Here is an 18,050-nt window from a genome sequence, read left to right as displayed (position 1 = left end):
AGCTTTTTTTATATTTGCTAAAAAGGGAAAACACACATGTTACCAATTAATGTTACAAATGAAACAGCAAGACTCCGTGCTGTAGTACTGGGATCAGCACTTCACAATGGACCAACGCCAACAGCAGACGAGGCTTATGATCCAAAATCACTAGAGCATATTCTAGCAGGTACGTATCCACTAGAGCAAGATATGGTACAGGAAATGGATGCTTTCAAGCAGGTGTTGGAGAAGTATGACGTGCAAGTATATCGACCTGAAATGATTGAGAATTACAACCAAATTTTTTCTAGAGATATTGGTTTTGTAATTGAAAACACCTTTATCAAATCTAATATTTTACCAGACAGGGAGCGAGAGCTCGATGCAATTCAATATATTATTGATCAAATAAATCCAGAAAACGTAGTACGACCACCAGAAGAAGTGCATATCGAAGGCGGAGACGTTGTGTTATGGGATGACTATATTTTCATTGGGACATACAAGGGTAGTGATTACAAAGATTATATTACGGCGCGTACTAATTTGTTAGGGGTGCAATACATCACAGAGTTATTTCCGCATAAAAAGGTGAAAGCTTTTGATTTGGTAAAATCAAAAATTGAAGCTCGAGACAATGCTTTACATTTGGATTGTTGTTTTCAGCCTTTGGGAAATAATAAAGGAATTATCTACAAAAACGGGTTTAGAGAAGAAGCCGATTATATGTTTCTTGTAGATCTTTTTGGTAAAGAAAATCTTTTTCATTTAACCCGAGAAGAAATGTACCACATGAACTCCAATGTTTTTTCAATTGATACTCGTGTTGTAGTTTCGGAACGAAATTTTACGAGACTCAACAATTGGCTTCGAGAAAACGGCTTTACAGTAGAAGAAATTCCGTATGCCGAGATTGCAAAACAAGAAGGCTTGTTGCGATGTTCTACCTTACCTTTAATTAGAGAATAAATATTTGTTTAGAAGTTTAAAGTGGAACAGAATGTAATATTCAACTTTAAACAACTCAACTTTAAACTAAAAATACATGAAACAAACTACCAATTCCATCTTGATGATTAGGCCCGTAGCTTTTAGAATGAACGAGCAAACGGCTGTGAATAATTACTATCAAAAAGTTCTAGATGGCTTATTACCGGCAACAGTAAATGCGAAAGCACAGCAAGAATTTGATGATTTTGTAGCCAAATTGGTTGCTGTAGGTATAGATGTTACCGTAGTCAACGATACGCTAGATCCAGATACGCCAGATAGTATTTTTCCAAACAACTGGATTTCTTTTCATGAAAATGGAGATGTAGCTTTGTATCCAATGTTTGCAGAGAACAGACGTCAAGAACGCCGTGAGGACCTATTAGATTTGTTAGAAGATAAAGGTTTTGTCATACAAAATATAGTAGATTACACATCAGCAGAAGAGGATGGTTTTTTCTTAGAAGGTACGGGTAGTATTCTTTTGGATAGAACCAATTCTAAAGCGTATTGTGCTTTATCTCCTCGTGCAGATGAGGAATTGTTTATTGAGTTCTGTGAAGATTTTGATTATGCTCCAGTTCTTTTTGAAGCGTTTCAAACGGTTGATGGCGAAAGAAAATTGATTTACCATACCAATGTCATGATGTGTTTGGGCGAAACCTTCGCAGTAATTTGTGCGGATTGTATAGACGACAAAAAAGAGCGCAAAATGGTTCTGGATAATTTAAAAGAAAACAATAAAGAGGTTGTCTTAATAACCGAAGACCAAATGAATAGTTTTGCAGGAAACATGCTTGAAGTGCAAGGAGCTGCTGGTAAAAGATTCTTGATAATGAGTGCTGCTGCTCATCAAGCGCTTACAGAGAAGCAAGTGGCGCAACTAGAAAAGCATGCTACAATACTGAGTTCAAGTCTAGATACCATTGAAGCTTGTGGTGGCGGAAGCGCCCGATGTATGATGGCTGAGATTTTCTTGCCAAGAAGCTAAAAAAATTCTTTAAAAAAGAAGCGGATCATTCACTGAATGATCCGCTTCTTTTTTTTATGAAAGATTCACTTTAATGATGTTTATGATAGCGCTTACAATGTATTGTATTCCAATGGCGATTACAATAAAGCCTACAATTCTGGAAATAGCAATAATCCCAGAAGCACCTAATATTTTGGCAAGGTAATGGGCGCTGCGTAAAATGATAAAAATAGTTACTGCAATGGCTAAAATAGCTAGCGTAGAAATGATGATTTCTGTGGTGCTGTTGTGTTCTTGATAAAAAGCAATCAGGAGCGATATGGATCCTGGGCCAGCCAGCATTGGGATGGCAAGTGGGGTTAGGGCAATATCGTTTCGCTGTTGCGCTTCCGTTTCGGCTTTTTTGTTGATTCCTCTTTTTTTGGTAAACTTACCAGAGAGCAACGAAAATCCAGAACTTACAATGATAAGGCCTCCTGCAATGCGAAGGGCATCAATGCTGATTCCAAAAAAAAGCAAAACATATTGTCCTATAAAAAAGGAAACTATCAAGATAATGAAAACGTATATGGCTGTCCATAAAGAAATGCGCGACCGTTCTTTTTTGGGATCATTTTGAGTCAGGCCCACAAAAATAGGAACGGTACCTATAGGGTTCAATACAGAGAAAAGCGCGACAAAAAGATAAATAAAGAGATCCATAATTGTTATTTAATACTACAAAAATACTCATTTTTTGTTTGGGACTGTTAGCGTAATGTTTTTTTATTGCAACGTAACAATTACCATAATCACTACATAAGGTGAACCTTTTTGCTTACTTTTGTCACTCATAAAAGGATGATAAGGATGAAGAATAAAAAAACATTGGTACTGGGTGCCACGACAAAAACGGATCGTTACGCGTTCAAAGCAGTACAGCAGTTAGTTGAAAAAGGACATTCAGTACTAGCAGTAGGACAAAATGCAGGAGAAGTAGCTGGAATTAAAATCCAAACGAAAGCAATTCCACTTAAAAACATAGACACTGTTACGTTATATCTTAACCCAACACGTCAACGCGATTATTACAATTATATAGTTGAGGCACAACCCAAACGTGTCATTTTTAATCCAGGAACAGAGAATCCCGAGTTTTACCAGTTGTTACAATTGAACAATATTAAGGTAGAAGTGGCTTGTACACTAGTTTTATTGGCTACCAATCAGTATTAATATCCGTAAGTTTTATTGATTTTGATTTCCCTAATCGGTTATTAAACCGCTTTTAATCAAAAAAATAGATTCTTAATACGCCTTTGATAGCTTAAAGATTGTCCGCTTCAGGTTTGTCTCTCGATACGATCCGCAATTAAGACGGTTAAAAGAATACTATTTGCGTGAAAAGTATGAAATAACCACTTACTATGTAATTCTTTTTTTGGCTTTAAGCCAATGAGACAATGTCATTAAACTTTAAATAGTTGGATATTGACAAATGGAGTGTAAAGCAAGCTCTTGTATTTTTTTATTTTTTCGCTGTGTATTGATGCAAAAATAAAACCACGATTATAGCTTGGCCAAAGTTTAGGAATCGGGAATAATGGCGCGGAACAAATAAACAAATTGCTACATTTGCAGGTATGGAATTTTCATCAAAACTTTTAGAAAAGGCAGTCAACGAAATGTCGCAACTTCCAGGTATTGGGAAGCGAACGGCATTGCGATTGGTCTTGCATTTGTTAAAACAGCCTAAAGAGCAAACTGGATTTTTGGCGCAAGCCCTAGTATCCATGAGAGGCGATATCAAATACTGTGTGAGTTGTAATAACATTTCGGATAGTGATCTGTGTGAGATTTGCTCTAATACTAGTAGAAACCATGAGGTGATTTGTGTGGTAGAGGATATTAGAGATGTTATGGCTATTGAAAATACCAATCAGTTTAGAGGTATTTACCATGTTTTGGGGGGGAAAATCTCTCCTATTGACGGTGTTGGTCCCAGCCAGTTGCATATTACAGCATTGGTTGAAAAGGTCAAATCGGGCGCCGTGCAGGAAATTATATTTGCCTTGAGCTCTACTATGGAAGGGGATACAACCAATTTTTATATTTTCAAGCAAATTGCATCGAGCAACATCATAGTTTCTACTATTGCTAGAGGGATAGCTGTGGGTGATGAATTAGAATATGCTGATGAAGTGACGTTGGGACGCAGTATTTTACATCGTGTACCTTTTGAGAAATCATTAAAAAATAATTAATAAACGCAATCCCATAAGGAGGCTTTTTATATCGTAAATGAAAAGCTATATTTGTGGATAAAAATAGTAATAATGAACAAATTTGTAGGCTGTTTAATATTGTTAGTCAGTGTTTTGATGACGTCATGCATTTCTACGCAGGATTTAATTTATTTGCAAAAAAAAGATAGATCAGTAGAAGTTCCTATTGCTATGGTGGCTTCAAAGCCTTACCGTTTGCAAGTAAATGATGTGTTGAGCATTTCTATAAAAACCATTGATCCAAAGCTAGCATCTATTTTTACGATTGCAAATGATGGGGGAAAACCAAGTCAGTCTGATGCAGGCTTGTATTTTGATGGATTTACGGTAGATGACCATGGAAACATTCGCATTCCGGTTTTGGGAGAGCTAAATGTTATTGGGCACACCCTTGATGACATTCGACTTCGAATAGAGAAACAACTTTTATCCGACTATTTTACTAAAGAAGCCAATGTTTTTGTAACCGTTAAATTAGCAGGTTTGCGTTTTACTATGAATGGAGAAATAGGTGCTCCAGGTACCAAAATATTATTCCAAGAGCAGGTAAATATTATGGAAGCCATTGCTAATGCAGGAGATATTACCATAACAGGAGACAGGAAGGCTGTTACTGTAATCCGAAAAACGCCTACCGGAGTACAAATGGCTGATATTGATCTTACTGATATTAATGTCATGCAATCTCCTTATTTTTATTTGCAACCCAATGACTATATTTATGTCAAACCGCTCAAACAGAAAACGTGGGGAACCGGGAAAACGGGTATAGAATCTTTAGGAACGATTATCACTTTGTTGTCATTAGCAACAACTACTTTTTTATTGTTAAGAAATTAATTAGGCACAAGATACATGTTAGACATTAAGGATTTTTCAATTTTCGAAAACCAAGTCAGTTTTGATTTTAAAGGCTTTCTGATAAAAATTGGCAGCTATTGGCGTTGGTTTTTAATCAGTTTAGCTATCGCATTGACTATTGCTTATCAAGTCAACATCCGAAAAGAGAAAATCTATGGCATGGAAACCATGATTGCCATTAAAGAAGAAAGTAATCCTCTGTTTACCTCAAATACGAGTTTGGTCTTCAATTGGGGAGGCACCTCAGATCAAGTACAAACCATTGCCACTACATTACAATCCAGATCTCACAATGAGCTCGTAGTAGATCAATTGCAGTACTACATTAGTTATTTAGTTCAAGGGGAATATAATTTTACAGATGCCTATGGAGTGGTTCCTTTTTTTGTACGTATTGACAAAACCAAAGGTCAACTGGCAGGTCAACGAATCAGTATTAAATTTTTGACTGAGAATGAATATGAAATCAAAATTCCTTTTGAAAACACAAGCGTAGGGGTTATTCAATACGATACCCACACGTATGGCAATACTAATGTAGTTGCTGGTGAGTTTGTAAAGCGATATAAAGTAGGACAAAAAGTAGTTTTGCCTTTCCTCAACTGGCAATTGGAACTAAACGAAAATCCAGGAATGTACAAGGGAAATGAATATTTTGTTCAATTCAATGATTTTGACGGAACAGTTTCCGCATACAAAGGAATTAACGTTCAAACCAATGAAAAAGCAGGGTCAATTATTACTTTGAGCATGCAAGGAACTAATAAAGCCCGCTTGGTTGAATATTTGAATGCTACAGTCAAGATGTTAATTAAAAGACAGTTGGATAGTAAAAATAAATTTGCAACAAATACTATTGCTTTTATAGACAGTATCTTGATAGCCATGGAGTCTCAACTTAAAGAAACGGGTAATGAACTAAAGTCGTTTCGAAAAGGAAAAAATATTTACGATGTTGAGGATGGTGGTACTAAATTCTCGGAACAAATCCTGGGATATGATGTTAAGAAAGATGAAATCAATCGTAAGATTGTTTATTACAATTCTCTTAAATCTTATTTAAATAACAGTGTGAATTACGCAAAACTACCAGCACCATCTGTGGCAGGAATTGATGATCCTAACATAGTAGTAAATGTTTCCAAATTAATTGCATTGTCTACGCAAAGGTCTGAAATGGCCTATGCGGTCAAAAGCGAAAAGATTTTTCAAGAGTTTGATAGCCAAATGGACGCTGTAAAAAGGGTGTTGCTCGAAAATATCATCACAGCTAAATCTTCTTTACAGTATGATTTGGCTTTAGTAAGCAGTAAGATCAATGCTACAGAAGGTACTATTAAAAAACTACCCGATGACCAACAAGAACTTATAAAAATAAAAAGAAAGTATGACTTGAGTGACAACATATACAATACTTTTCTACAAAAACGCTCGGAGGCTGATATTGTGAAAGCAGCCAATTTATCAGACATCCATTTTATAGATCCTGCTAAAGATGTGGGTGGTGGATTAGTGGGGCCTAAAACATCTGTAAATTATATTTTGGCACTTTTCCTTGGAATCTTGATTCCGTTAATAGCCGTTTTTTTTATTTTCTTTATTAATGACGCTATTCAAAATAGCGATGATGTTAATAAGATGACCAAGATTCCATTGATAGGAGTGGTTGGGGTCAATAAAGAGAAATCTAACTTGGCAGTTTTCGACAAACCAAAATCAGCATTGTCAGAATCCTTTAGAGCCATTCGATCTTCCTTGCAGTTTTTGTACAAACAACAAAATGTCGATGGTGCTAAAACGTTGATGATTACCTCTTCAATAAGTGGTGAAGGAAAAACGTTTTGTTCCATAAACATCGCCACGGTTTTTGCCTTGAGCGAAAAAAAGACTGTTATAATTGGGTTAGATTTACGTAAACCTAGACTCGCAGTAGAGTTTAATTTGTCAAATGAAGTAGGTGTAGTGAATTATATTATCAAGCAAAAATCAATTCAAGAGATTGTCAATAAAACGCACATACCCTATTTAGACGTAATATTATCCGGACCAATACCACCCAACCCCTCAGAAATGATCATAAGTCAGGGTATGGAGGAATTGATTAACGCTTTAAAGCAAGAATACGATTATATAATATTGGATACGCCACCAGTAGGATTGGTTTCTGATGCGCTTGAATTGGCACAATATTGTGATGTGACTTTATATATCGTTCGTCAAAATTACACTAAAAAAGACATGATTTCTTTATTGAATAACCGCATTAAGCGCGGGGAATTGAACAATACAAGTATCATCTTAAACGGTCAAGAAAACAAAGCTAAATACGGAACAGGCTATGGCTACGGTTATGGCTCTTATGATAAATCTTATTATGAAGAGGAAAAGCCAAAAAGTTGGTTCCAAAAAATAAAAGACATTGCCAAAAAGAACAACGTATAATAGCAGTGAAATAAAATATAGCATGGCAAACGAAGTGCAAAAAAAGATATTGGTTACCGGTGGAGCGGGTTTTATTGGATCTAACTTATGCGAGTATTTTTTAGATAAAAAGTACCAAGTAGTATGTTTGGACAATTTTGCCACGGGACACCTGCATAATTTAAAAAACTGTTTGAATAATCCTAGTTTTCAATTGATAGAAGGTGATATTCGTAACGCAATCACTTGTATGGAAGCCGTAAACGGAGTGGATTATGTGTTGCACCAAGCTGCTTTAGGCTCGGTACCAAGATCATTAAACGATCCTGTTACCAGTAATGAAGTAAATGTTTCTGGTTTTTTGAATATGTTAGTCGCTGCTCGAGATCATAAAGTAAAACGTTTTGTGTATGCAGCCAGCTCGTCTACCTATGGAGACTCAGAAGGCCTTCCAAAAGTAGAGGGAACTATCGGAAAGCCTTTGTCACCTTATGCTATTACTAAATATGTCAACGAATTGTATGCCGAAATATTTAGCAAATCATACGGTTTAGAAACGATAGGCTTGCGTTATTTCAATGTTTTTGGGAGGAAACAAGACCCTAATGGCGCTTATGCTGCTGTGATTCCTAAGTTTGTTATGCAGTTGATGCAACACGAAAGTCCTAAAATAAATGGAGATGGTAACTATTCTAGAGATTTCACGTATATTGATAATGTGATACAAATGAATGAGTTGGCCATGCTCACACAAAATCCAGAAGCCGTTAATACGGTATACAATACTGCTTTCGGGGATAGGAATACGTTGAATAATTTGGTCACTTATTTAAAACAGTATTTATCGGTGTATGATCCTGAAATCGAGAATATAGCAGTGGAATATGGTCCTAACCGCGCAGGAGATATTCCGCACTCTTTGGCTAGCATTGAAAAAGCACAACGATTATTGCACTACAATCCGCAATTTTCATTGCAAAAAGGCTTGCAAGAGGCAGTGGGGTGGTATTGGGAGCATCTAAAATAAGATGGAGTAGAGAAAATAGAATCTTCTCAAACTTCAAAAAAAATAAAAAAGAAAATTAAAATAAGCGCTTAATAGATAAAGAATGGAAATTACAAAAATTTGTTGCATTGGAGCAGGGTATGTAGGTGGTCCTACCATGGCTGTAATTGCACAAAAATGTCCCCATATACAAGTAACCGTTGTGGATTTGAATGAAGAGCGAATTGCCGCTTGGAACGACCCCAATACGGATAATATACCTATTTACGAACCTGGTTTGAGCGAAATAGTTGCTACCGCTCGAGGTAGAAATTTATTTTTTTCTACGGCAGTGGAACAAGCTATTGATGAAGCACAAATCATATTTATCTCTGTAAACACCCCTACCAAAACCTATGGTAAAGGGAAGGGAATGGCGGCTGATTTGAAATACATAGAATTGTGTGCACGACAAATTGCACGCGTAGCTAAAGATAATAAAATTGTTGTCGAAAAATCAACACTTCCGGTTCGAACGGCAGAGGCTATCAAAAGTATTTTAGATCATACCGGAAACGGGGTTCAGTTTCAAATTCTTTCCAACCCTGAGTTTTTAGCGGAAGGTACGGCCGTAACTGATTTATTGCAGCCAGATCGTATCTTAATTGGTGGTGACGCTACTCCAGAAGGGAAAAAGGCAATGGAGGCACTGGTTCAAGTTTACTCTAATTGGGTCCCTTTAGAAAAAATATTAACTACAAATGTATGGTCTTCTGAGTTATCTAAGCTTACTGCCAATGCATTTTTGGCACAGCGAATATCATCTGTAAATGCCATGTCTGAACTCTGTGAGAAAACAGGTGCTGATATTAATGAAGTGGCTAAAGCAATAGGAATGGACAGTAGGATTGGACCTAAATTCTTAAAAGCTTCAGTTGGTTTTGGCGGTTCTTGTTTTCAAAAAGACATTTTGAATTTAGTATACATTGCTAAATCATACGGATTGCATGAGGTAGCCGATTATTGGGAACAAGTAATCATCATGAACGATCATCAAAAAAGACGTTTCTCTAATGGTATTGTACAAACACTGTACAATACGGTTTCTGATAAAAAAATTACTTTTTTGGGTTGGGCTTTCAAGAAAGACACCAATGATACTAGAGAATCGGCAGCGATATTTGTAGCCGATGATTTGATCAATGAGCATGCAAAAATAGCAGTGTACGATCCAAAAGTATCCTCTAAAAAGATACTAGAGGATCTTAATTATTTAGAAACACGCAGTCCTGAGCAAAATACCGAGTGTGTGACTACTTTTTCAAATCCTTATGAGGCTTGTGCAAATGCCCATGCGATAGCTATTCTTACCGAGTGGGATGAATTTGCGAATTATGATTGGCAAAAAATATTTGACGGGATGCAGAAACCAGCATTTATTTTTGATGGACGTAATGTGCTGGATGCAGCACAACTTCGTGCCATTGGATTTGTGTACCAAGGAATCGGCTCCTAAACGGTTGTTTGTTCTTTTGTAGACACCAAGCAGCATAAAGCATCGTTGAACGGTATCAGAAATAGACCTTATTTTAGCTACATTTGTGTACCAAGAAACTAAATTGAAATAGTTTTTAAGGCTTTTTTTTCGAAAGTAATAATAAAAGGGAACTGCCTTTTGAGTTTTTTCTTAAAGGAAAAGCAATGAATGATGCGAAAGCGCAACCCTAAAAAAACATAAAGCCGAGTATGGCAACGCTAAAAAGCGTACTTTTAAATAATAAATAGTTAAGAATAAGTTGAGCGAACATATAAAAATAGCGGTTATTGGTTTGGGGTATGTCGGTCTTCCTTTGGCAAGATTGTTTGCTACCCAGTACTCTGTTGTAGGTTTTGATATCAATCAGTCACGTATAGCAAGTCTGTCTGCGGGCACTGATAGTACTTTAGAAATAGATGATACTACATTGCAACAGGTTTTGCGAACCGCACCAAGTGATGAAAACGGACTGTATTGCACAGCGGATATAGCAGCTATAGCCGATTGTAATTATTTTATCATTACCGTGCCAACTCCCGTAGATAAGAATAATAGACCTGATTTAACACCTTTGTTTAAGTCCAGCGAAACGGTAGGTTCAGTTTTAAAAAAAGGAGATATTGTCATTTATGAATCAACGGTATATCCTGGTGTGACCGAGGAGGAATGTGTTCCTGTATTGGAAAAAAAGTCTGGATTGAAATTCAATGTGGACTTTTTTGCGGGGTATTCTCCAGAACGAATTAATCCAGGCGACAAAGAGCATACGGTTGAAAAAATTCTGAAAGTGACATCAGGTTCGACTCCTGTCATTGGTCAGAAAGTAAATGAATTGTATCAATCGGTGATAACTGCAGGCACACACTTGGCCCCATCCATAAAAGTGGCTGAGGCGGCAAAAGTAATCGAGAATTCCCAGCGGGATATCAACATTGCATTTGTAAATGAGTTGGCAAAAATTTTCAACTTGATGCAAATAGATACTCAAGCAGTGCTAGAAGCAGCAGGAACCAAATGGAATTTTCTACCTTTCAAACCTGGATTGGTAGGCGGGCATTGCATTGGTGTTGATCCGTATTATTTGGCACAACGCGCACAAGAGTTTGGCTACCATCCCGAAATTATTTTGGCAGGACGCCGCTTGAATGACAGTATGGGAGATTATGTGGCCTCGCAAGTGGTGAAGCTCATGATTAAAAAAGGAGTTATTGTCAATGGCGCTAGATTATTGATGTTAGGCATTACTTTTAAAGAGAATTGTCCTGATGTACGCAATACTAAGATTGTGGATGTTATAAAGGCTTTAGCTGATTATGGCATTCAAATTACAATTTATGATCCATGGGCAAACCCTGTTGAGGTGGCAAGAGAATACAATTTAACCACTACAACTACTTTACCAACAGAACGTTTTGATGCTGTGGTATTGGGGGTAGCACATACTGTTTTTATAGATCTGGATTTTTCTTCTTTGCAATGTGAAAAAAGTTTGCTATATGATGTGAAAGGCATTTTAGGAGAGCGAGCTGATGGACGTTTGTAAGGGTTAAAAATCGCTGTAAATGTGAGGTGTTTGAAAGAATAAAGTTTAGTATTATTCGAAAAAAAATAAAGATTACCAATTAAATATACTTTAACTATGAAAAATGCAAATTCAGTTACACATGTAATCCTTACAGGAGGAGTGGGAAGCAGGCTATGGCCTTTATCACGTAAAAGCCAACCCAAACAATATTTGGATTTGTTTGATGGTAAGTCTTTGTTTGAAATGACCGTAGATCGAAACCGGTCTTTGGCTGACACCGTGATGGTCGTTGGAAACACAGATAATTGTCATTTAAGTAAAAAAGTTTTAGATAAATCAGGTACAGCTTATGTAGATATTATTGAAGCTACTCCAAGAAATACTTCTGCCGCAATTGCTTTTGCAGCCTTTGCTTCAGATCCAGATACGATTTTAATCGTTACACCCTCTGATCATATTATTGATGGCACTACAGCTTATGAAAAATCTATTAATGAAGCAGTAGAAAAAGCATCACAGGGATATATTGTTACTTTTGGAATTGTTCCTACTAAACCCGAAACAGGTTACGGCTATATAGAGCGCTCTGGAGATGATGTAATTTCGTTTAGAGAAAAACCCAATAAAGTGTCTGCTAAAGATTTCATCAAGAATGGTAACTTTTTATGGAACAGTGGAATGTTTTGTTTTAAAGCTGCTGTATTTTTAGAAGAGTTGAAATTGTATAATGCAGAAGTATATGAAAAATCCAAGCAAGTTTGGGAAGCCAACAAAGCAGGGCAATTGGATTTAGAATTGTCAATGGCTATTCCTTCTATTAGTGTGGATTATGCGGTGATGGAACGCAGTAAGAAAATTAAAGTGGTTTCGTCTGAGTTTAAATGGTCTGATTTAGGGTCTTTTGAATCTGTTTATGATTATTTGGTTTCAAAAGGACAGGTTGTTGATAGTAATGGGAATATGGTTATTGGAACTGATGTATATACGGCTTTTGTGGGGTTGAAGAATGCAATTTTTGTACATACAGAGAATGCCAATTTGATTTTACAAAAAGAAAGCTCGCAAGAAGTAAAAAATATTTATACAGAATTAGAAAAAAGCAATTCTGATTTATTAGAGTAATAGTTTTCTCTTTATCAAAATGTACCGAAAAGACTTTTTTAAGAAGTTGTTTTCGGTACATTTTTTTAATGCATGTTTATGGAATAATCAAGCGATTAAATTTTTCGTTTTGATTGTGGGGTTGTTTAGTTATGGAGAGCTTTTGTCATGCTGAGGGACGAAGCATCTCTACATATTCTTCATTGTAGCAGACGATTTCGTTTTTCGAGTTTATTCTTTTCTTTTGTCTTGATACAAAAGAAACAAAAGATCAAGCCTGAAAATCAAAAGCGCAAAAACTACCTCAAAGCGTCGCTCCGCAGCCCGAGCCGTTCGGCTTTCAGCCTCAACTCGCGGACTGCTGCCACTTTGCTTTATCGTTGTTTTTTATACTTTCTATTTAAGGGCGCTTTTCCCGAATTCGTATACGTAGCAGTTCTATTTATAAATTGTGACCTGAAACCTTAAACTTTAAACTGAAAATTCTTAAATAAGGACAAATACTGAATACTGTGCACTGAATACGGAACACTTTTCTCCCCTCAACTCGCGGACTGCAGCCACTGCGTTTTTTTCGTTGTTTTTTTACGTTTTTAATTAAGGGCGGTTTTTGCGAATTCGTATATGTAGCAGTTCTATTTATAAGTTGTGAACTGTAAACTGTGAACTGAAACTTTAAACTTTAAACCTGAAACTGAACACGCTGCACTTAGGACTAATTACTGAAAACTGAAAACTGAAAACTTTTTACTTAAACCCCAGATGTGTAAAGAGGTGTTCATAATCCCAGTATTTTCATCTTAAAAAACAACTACAACTGCTGTATTATCGCAATTGGAGTATTATATTTGTCCATTCTTGAATTGTACAATGGATATGGATGTAATGATGAATTGGTATGTACTGTATACCAAACCAAAATCGGAAAAAAAAGTAGCAGAACGTTTGACGGAAATGGGAGTTAATGCCTATTGTCCAATAATTACTAAAATTACGCAATGGTCTGATCGAAAAAAAAAGGTACAGCTACCCTTGTTCAATTCCTATATTTTTGTTCGACTTACAGAAAAAGAGCGAAATAGTGTTTTTGATGTTCCAGGTGTTGTGCGCTACTTGTTCTGGTTAGGGAAACCTGCTATTGTTAAAGACAAAGAGATTGAAACGATTCAGAAGTGGCTTTCAGCCCCAGATACATTTGATGTTGTTATTGACACGTGGAGAAAAGGAGATAAAGTTATTTTAGAATCTGGGCCATTTATAGATCAAGAGGCTACTGTTCAAGAAGTCAAACAAAACCATTATTTGCTGGTGTTGGAATCTTTGGGTTGTGTGCTAAAAGTAGAGAAGAAATAACTTTCTTAATTAAATGACAACAACATAAGACTAATCACTTGTAGCATTTGACATGCAATTCTTTATTATGTAGTGCTGAGGGACGAAGTATCTCTTTATGTTTGTTCTTTTCTTTTGTCTTGATTACTCACGAGTTATTGATTTATTGGTGTTCGTGAATTGACATTTCAAAAGAAACAAAAGATCAAGCCTAAAAATTAAAAACTTAAAAACTACCTCAAAACTACGTTCCGCAGCCCGAGCCGTTTGTGCTTCCTCCTCAACTCGCGGACTGCTGCCACTCCGTTTTTTCGTTGTTTTTTTACGTTTTTAATTTATGGGCGTTTTTTCGAATTCGTATACGTAGCAGTTCTATTTATAAATTGTGAACGTAAACTCTAAACTGAATACTGATGACTTTCGGCTATCAACTCTCCATTCTGTCATGCTGATGTACGAAGCATCTCCACATATTTTTCATTTTAGCAGACGATTTCGTTTTTCTAGGTTACTCTTTTCTTTTGTCTTGATACAAAAGAAACAAAAGATCAAGCCTGAAAATCAAAAGCGCAAAAACTACCTCAAAGCGCCGCACCACAGCCCGAGCCGTTCGGACTACGTCCTCAACTTGCGGACTGCTGCCACTTTGCTTTTTCGTTGTTTTTTTACGTTTTTAATTTAAGGGCGTTTTTTCGAATTCGTATACGTAGCAGTTCTATTTATAAATTGTGAACGTAAACTCTAAACTGAATACTGATGACTATTAACTCTCCATTCTGTCATGCTGAGGTACGAAGCATCTCCACATGTCCTTCATTTTAGCAGACGATTTCGTTTTTCTAAGTTACTCTTTTCTTTTGCCTTGATGCAAAAGAAACAAAAGATCAAGCCTGAAAATCAAAAGCGCAAAAACTACCTCAAAGCGCCGCTCCACAGCCCGAGCCGCTCGGACTGCGTCCTCAACTTGCGGACTGCTGCCACTTTGCTTTATCGTTGTTTTTTATGCTTTTAATTTAAGGGCGGTTTTTCCGAATTCGTATACGTAGTAGTTCTTTTTATAAATTGTGAACGTAAACTCTAAACTGAATACTGATGACTTTCGGCTATCAACTCTCCATTCTGTCATGCTGATGTACGAAGCATCTCCACATATTTTTCATTTTAGCAGACGATTTCGTTTTTCTAGGTTACTCTTTTCTTTTGTCTTGATACAAAAGAAACAAAAGATCAAGCCTGAAAATCAAAAGCGCAAAAACTACCTCAAAGCGCCGCTCCACAGCCCGAGCCGTTCGGACTACGTCCTCAACTTGCGGACTGCTGCCACTTTGCTTTTTCGTTGTTTTTTATGCTTTTTATTTAAGGGAGGTTTTACGTATTGTTAATCACAGGAGGTTAGTTTTTACTAAACGCAATGCGCTATTCATTCTTTACGATTCGCCCCCAATTTTGTCATTCTGACGAAGGAAGAATCCCATCAACACGCTTTCATTGTAGCAGACGGCCTTTTTTTTCATGCCTATTCTTTTCTTTTACCTTGATCACCCCTTCGACTGCGCTCAGGATCTGACGAACAAAAGATCAAGCCTGAAAATCAAAAGCGCAAAAACTACCGCTAAAACTACGTTCCGCAGCCCGAGCCGTTCGGCTTTCAGCCTCAACTCGCGGACTGCTGCCGCTTTGCTTTTTCGTTGTTTTTTATGCTTTTTATTTAAGGGCGGTTTTACGTATTGTTAATCACAGGAGGTTAATTTTTACTAAACGCAATGCGCTATTCATTCTTTACGATTCACCTCCAATTTTGTCATTTTGACGAAAGAAGAATCCCACCAACACGCTTTCATTGTAGCAGACGGCCTTTTTTTTATGCCTAATCTTTTCTTTTACCTTGATTACTCACGAGTTATTAATTTATGGGTGTTCGTGAATTGACATTTCAAAATGAACAAAAGATCAAGCCTGAAAATTAAAAGCTCAAAAACTACCTCTAAAACTCCGCTCCGCAGCCCGAGCCGCTCGGCTTTCAGCCTCAACTTGCGGACTGCTGCCACTGCATTTTTTCGTTGTTTTTTTACGTTTTTAATTTAAGGGCGTTTTTTCGAATTCGTATAAGTAGCAGTTCTATTCGTATAAGTAGCAGTTCTATTCGTAAATTGTAAATTGTGAACTGTAAGTTGCAAACTGTCAGCTGTCAACTGTATACTGTGAACTGAAACTTGAAACTGAACACGCTGCACTTAGGACTAATCTAGTAAACACGCTCTAAATGGTGATTGATAAATGACATTTGGGACATTTAGAAATCGTGGTGTAAAAACGTATAAAAGCTATTGTTTTTTTATGTAATATTTGAAACGTACAAGTATTTTACAAGAATCATCACGTGGTTCCGGTGGGGTCGCTAAAGTTCCTGTAGCAGGTTTTCAGTGTATTTGAATACTTTTGATGCAAGTAACTTAAAATGCTCTAGATTTTTTATGCTGCAAGTGCTAATGTTATTAAGCTGCCTCAAATACTTTTCTTAATCGTCTTTGCGGGAAAACCTATGTTTTATAGGGCTTAACGAGTTTTTTGTAAAATTAAAATACTGTCGTTGAGGGTTTTGTATTTATTTACACTTTTCTTTTTGTTGTTAAAAACAAGCCTCAATTGTGAATAAGTTTGGCTTTTACTTACAGTAAAAGTATATTATGTTTGTAAAGTCAGTTAGATACTTTAGTACGTATACTAAGACAAACTTATTTATTAATTTAATACCAAAAATTATGGCTATTAAATACAAAATTCTTCCAAGGAAGAACCCGAGAGACTTAGTGGCTCCGGAAAAATTTTATGCCGCTGCAGTTGCAGATGGCGATGTTGATTTCGAAAGACTAGCAGAGTTGATTTCGTATCAGAGTACCTTGACGGCTTCTGATTGTTACGCCGTACTCGCTTCTCTAGAACACAACATCATTGGCGAACTGGGTCAAGGTCGCATTGTGAAGTTAGGCCGTTTGGGCAATTTTCAAGTGGGCATTAGCTCCGAAGGAAAGGATGTTGCTGATGAGGTATCAACAGCAGCCATCAAAAAAACGCGTGTGCTCTTCCGTCCAGGCAAGAAAATGCGCAGCATGCTAAAGGATTTATCTTTTAGAAAAGTGGGCTAGAACCCTGTTCAGTAGTAAAAGACTGAGTTTAAGACCTCGAATATTCCAGTATTCGAGGTTTTTTTATGCCCAATAATGTCAAAATAGCGTTCAAATCGTCTTGATGCAAAAAAAAATTCGTCTTGATGAAGTAAAAAGTTCATCAAGACGATGTAAAAATACCGTCAAGTTGATTTTTTAAAAAGTGTTTGAAATCCTTTTTTGGTCTTTTTGGATTAAAAAAACGCTTAATAGTGTGTGTATTTCGGCTGTATCTTGTTAAACAGGAAGATTTTATGTGAGATTATTAATTTAAATAAGGTCAAATGGATGGTCTTTAGCCATAAAAAAAGCTCAAAAATACGGACTAGAACCCTGTTTTTTTGAGCAATGGAGTGAATTTAAGACCTCGAATAATTCCAGTTATTCGTTAAATCAGAGTTCAAATGTAGCGAAAAGTTTCAATATGTGGCGGTGTTTTCCATAAATTTAATATTAAAATAAGTGGTGTTTGTTTATAGATTGTATAGTGGTTTGGAAGAGAAGTGAAGTTTGTAAAGTGTGTTGTGAGGTTGATTTTGATTTTATTTCTGGAGGAGTTATTTTTCAATCTCTTTACATTTCATTTTTCAGGTTCATTCTTTTCTTTTGTCTTGATTACTCACGAGTTATTGATTTATTGGTGTTCGTGAATTGACATTTCAAAAGAAACAAAAATTATTCACGGGTTAATATTGATTTTTTTGTGTTCATGAATCTTCGATTTCAAGCCTGAAAATCAAAAGCGCAAAAACTACCTCAAAGCGTCGCTCCGCAGCCCGAGCTGTTCGGCTTTTAGCCTCATCTCGCGGACTGCTGACACTTTGCTTTATCGTTGTTTTCTATGCTTTTAATTTAAGGGCGGTTTTTCCGAATAGATTTTATGAGGAGTTATTGTTTAAACTTTGAACTAAT

13 protein-coding genes are annotated in these 18,050 nt (G+C 36.5%); 12 read left to right on the top strand and 1 reads right to left on the bottom strand.

Features of this window, described 5'->3' with window-relative positions:
* Positions 1-36: 36 nt before the first annotated feature.
* Positions 37-951: a dimethylarginine dimethylaminohydrolase family protein gene (locus IQ05_RS13655; RefSeq protein ID WP_144893884.1), complete on the top strand. Its 915-nt coding sequence runs from the start codon at positions 37-39 to the stop codon at positions 949-951.
* A 76-nt stretch (positions 952-1,027) separates the two neighbouring features.
* On the top strand, positions 1,028-1,963 hold the full coding sequence (ctlX, locus tag IQ05_RS13650; protein ID WP_144893882.1) for a citrulline utilization hydrolase CtlX: 936 nt from the start codon (positions 1,028-1,030) through the stop codon (positions 1,961-1,963).
* Positions 1,964-2,017: 54 nt separating this feature from the next.
* Here the strand turns inward: ctlX and IQ05_RS13645 are convergent, their stop codons facing one another.
* Positions 2,018-2,647: a MarC family NAAT transporter gene (locus IQ05_RS13645; protein WP_144893880.1), complete on the bottom strand. Its 630-nt coding sequence runs from the start codon at positions 2,645-2,647 to the stop codon at positions 2,018-2,020.
* A 147-nt stretch (positions 2,648-2,794) separates the two neighbouring features.
* Here IQ05_RS13645 and IQ05_RS13640 point away from each other — a divergent pair, with 147 nt between their 5' ends.
* The 10 genes from IQ05_RS13640 to IQ05_RS13595 all read left to right on the top strand — a co-directional run bounded on the left by IQ05_RS13640 (position 2,795) and on the right by IQ05_RS13595 (position 17,117).
* Positions 2,795-3,160, top strand: coding sequence for a CoA-binding protein (locus IQ05_RS13640; protein ID WP_086452740.1), 366 nt, complete (start codon positions 2,795-2,797; stop codon positions 3,158-3,160).
* A 407-nt stretch (positions 3,161-3,567) separates the two neighbouring features.
* The gene (gene recR / locus IQ05_RS13635) at positions 3,568-4,188 is read left to right on the top strand and encodes a recombination mediator RecR (protein ID WP_144893878.1); all 621 of its coding nucleotides are present in this window, start codon (positions 3,568-3,570) and stop codon (positions 4,186-4,188) included.
* Positions 4,189-4,260: 72 nt separating this feature from the next.
* Positions 4,261-5,049 (top strand): polysaccharide biosynthesis/export family protein, encoded by a 789-nt coding sequence (locus tag IQ05_RS13630; protein WP_144893876.1) that lies wholly within the window; start codon positions 4,261-4,263, stop codon positions 5,047-5,049.
* Positions 5,050-5,064: 15 nt separating this feature from the next.
* Positions 5,065-7,512, top strand: a complete 2,448-nt coding sequence (locus IQ05_RS13625; RefSeq protein ID WP_144893874.1) for a polysaccharide biosynthesis tyrosine autokinase — start codon at positions 5,065-5,067, stop codon at positions 7,510-7,512.
* 22 nt (positions 7,513-7,534) lie between these two features.
* Positions 7,535-8,518: an SDR family oxidoreductase gene (locus IQ05_RS13620; RefSeq protein ID WP_144893872.1), complete on the top strand. Its 984-nt coding sequence runs from the start codon at positions 7,535-7,537 to the stop codon at positions 8,516-8,518.
* 82 nt (positions 8,519-8,600) lie between these two features.
* Complete coding sequence (locus IQ05_RS13615; RefSeq protein WP_086452735.1) at positions 8,601-9,992, top strand: UDP-glucose 6-dehydrogenase; 1,392 nt, start codon at positions 8,601-8,603, stop codon at positions 9,990-9,992.
* Between the two features lie 280 nt (positions 9,993-10,272).
* A complete protein-coding gene (locus IQ05_RS13610; RefSeq protein WP_167496948.1) occupies positions 10,273-11,556 on the top strand; it encodes a nucleotide sugar dehydrogenase in 1,284 nt (427 codons plus the stop codon).
* Positions 11,557-11,652: 96 nt separating this feature from the next.
* Positions 11,653-12,660: a mannose-1-phosphate guanylyltransferase gene (locus tag IQ05_RS13605; RefSeq protein ID WP_144893870.1), complete on the top strand. Its 1,008-nt coding sequence runs from the start codon at positions 11,653-11,655 to the stop codon at positions 12,658-12,660.
* A gap of 837 nt (positions 12,661-13,497) precedes the next feature.
* A complete protein-coding gene (locus IQ05_RS13600; RefSeq protein WP_317133645.1) occupies positions 13,498-13,992 on the top strand; it encodes a UpxY family transcription antiterminator in 495 nt (164 codons plus the stop codon).
* Positions 13,993-16,733: 2,741 nt separating this feature from the next.
* Positions 16,734-17,117, top strand: coding sequence for an HU family DNA-binding protein (locus tag IQ05_RS13595; RefSeq protein ID WP_086452733.1), 384 nt, complete (start codon positions 16,734-16,736; stop codon positions 17,115-17,117).
* Positions 17,118-18,050 lie beyond the last annotated feature (933 nt).

Source organism: Flavobacterium tiangeerense, from assembly GCF_007830355.1.
GTDB lineage: Bacteria > Bacteroidota > Bacteroidia > Flavobacteriales > Flavobacteriaceae > Flavobacterium > Flavobacterium tiangeerense.
The sequence above is the reverse complement of the archived record's forward strand: the minus strand, read 5'-3'. Positions and strand labels throughout refer to the sequence as shown.

Excerpts from the sequence above, each read along its gene's own strand:
- IQ05_RS13595 (WP_086452733.1), top strand. The coding sequence starts at position 16,734 with ATGGCTATTAAATACAAAATTCTTCCAAGGAAGAACCCGAGAGACTTA.
- ctlX (WP_144893882.1), top strand. The coding sequence starts at position 1,028 with ATGAAACAAACTACCAATTCCATCTTGATGATTAGGCCCGTAGCTTTT.
- IQ05_RS13625 (WP_144893874.1), top strand. The coding sequence starts at position 5,065 with ATGTTAGACATTAAGGATTTTTCAATTTTCGAAAACCAAGTCAGTTTT.
- IQ05_RS13645 (WP_144893880.1), bottom strand. The coding sequence starts at position 2,647 with ATGGATCTCTTTATTTATCTTTTTGTCGCGCTTTTCTCTGTATTGAAC.
- IQ05_RS13640 (WP_086452740.1), top strand. The coding sequence starts at position 2,795 with ATGAAGAATAAAAAAACATTGGTACTGGGTGCCACGACAAAAACGGAT.
- IQ05_RS13655 (WP_144893884.1), top strand. The coding sequence starts at position 37 with ATGTTACCAATTAATGTTACAAATGAAACAGCAAGACTCCGTGCTGTA.
- IQ05_RS13630 (WP_144893876.1), top strand. The coding sequence starts at position 4,261 with ATGAACAAATTTGTAGGCTGTTTAATATTGTTAGTCAGTGTTTTGATG.
- IQ05_RS13615 (WP_086452735.1), top strand. The coding sequence starts at position 8,601 with ATGGAAATTACAAAAATTTGTTGCATTGGAGCAGGGTATGTAGGTGGT.
- IQ05_RS13605 (WP_144893870.1), top strand. The coding sequence starts at position 11,653 with ATGAAAAATGCAAATTCAGTTACACATGTAATCCTTACAGGAGGAGTG.
- IQ05_RS13620 (WP_144893872.1), top strand. The coding sequence starts at position 7,535 with ATGGCAAACGAAGTGCAAAAAAAGATATTGGTTACCGGTGGAGCGGGT.
- recR (WP_144893878.1), top strand. The coding sequence starts at position 3,568 with ATGGAATTTTCATCAAAACTTTTAGAAAAGGCAGTCAACGAAATGTCG.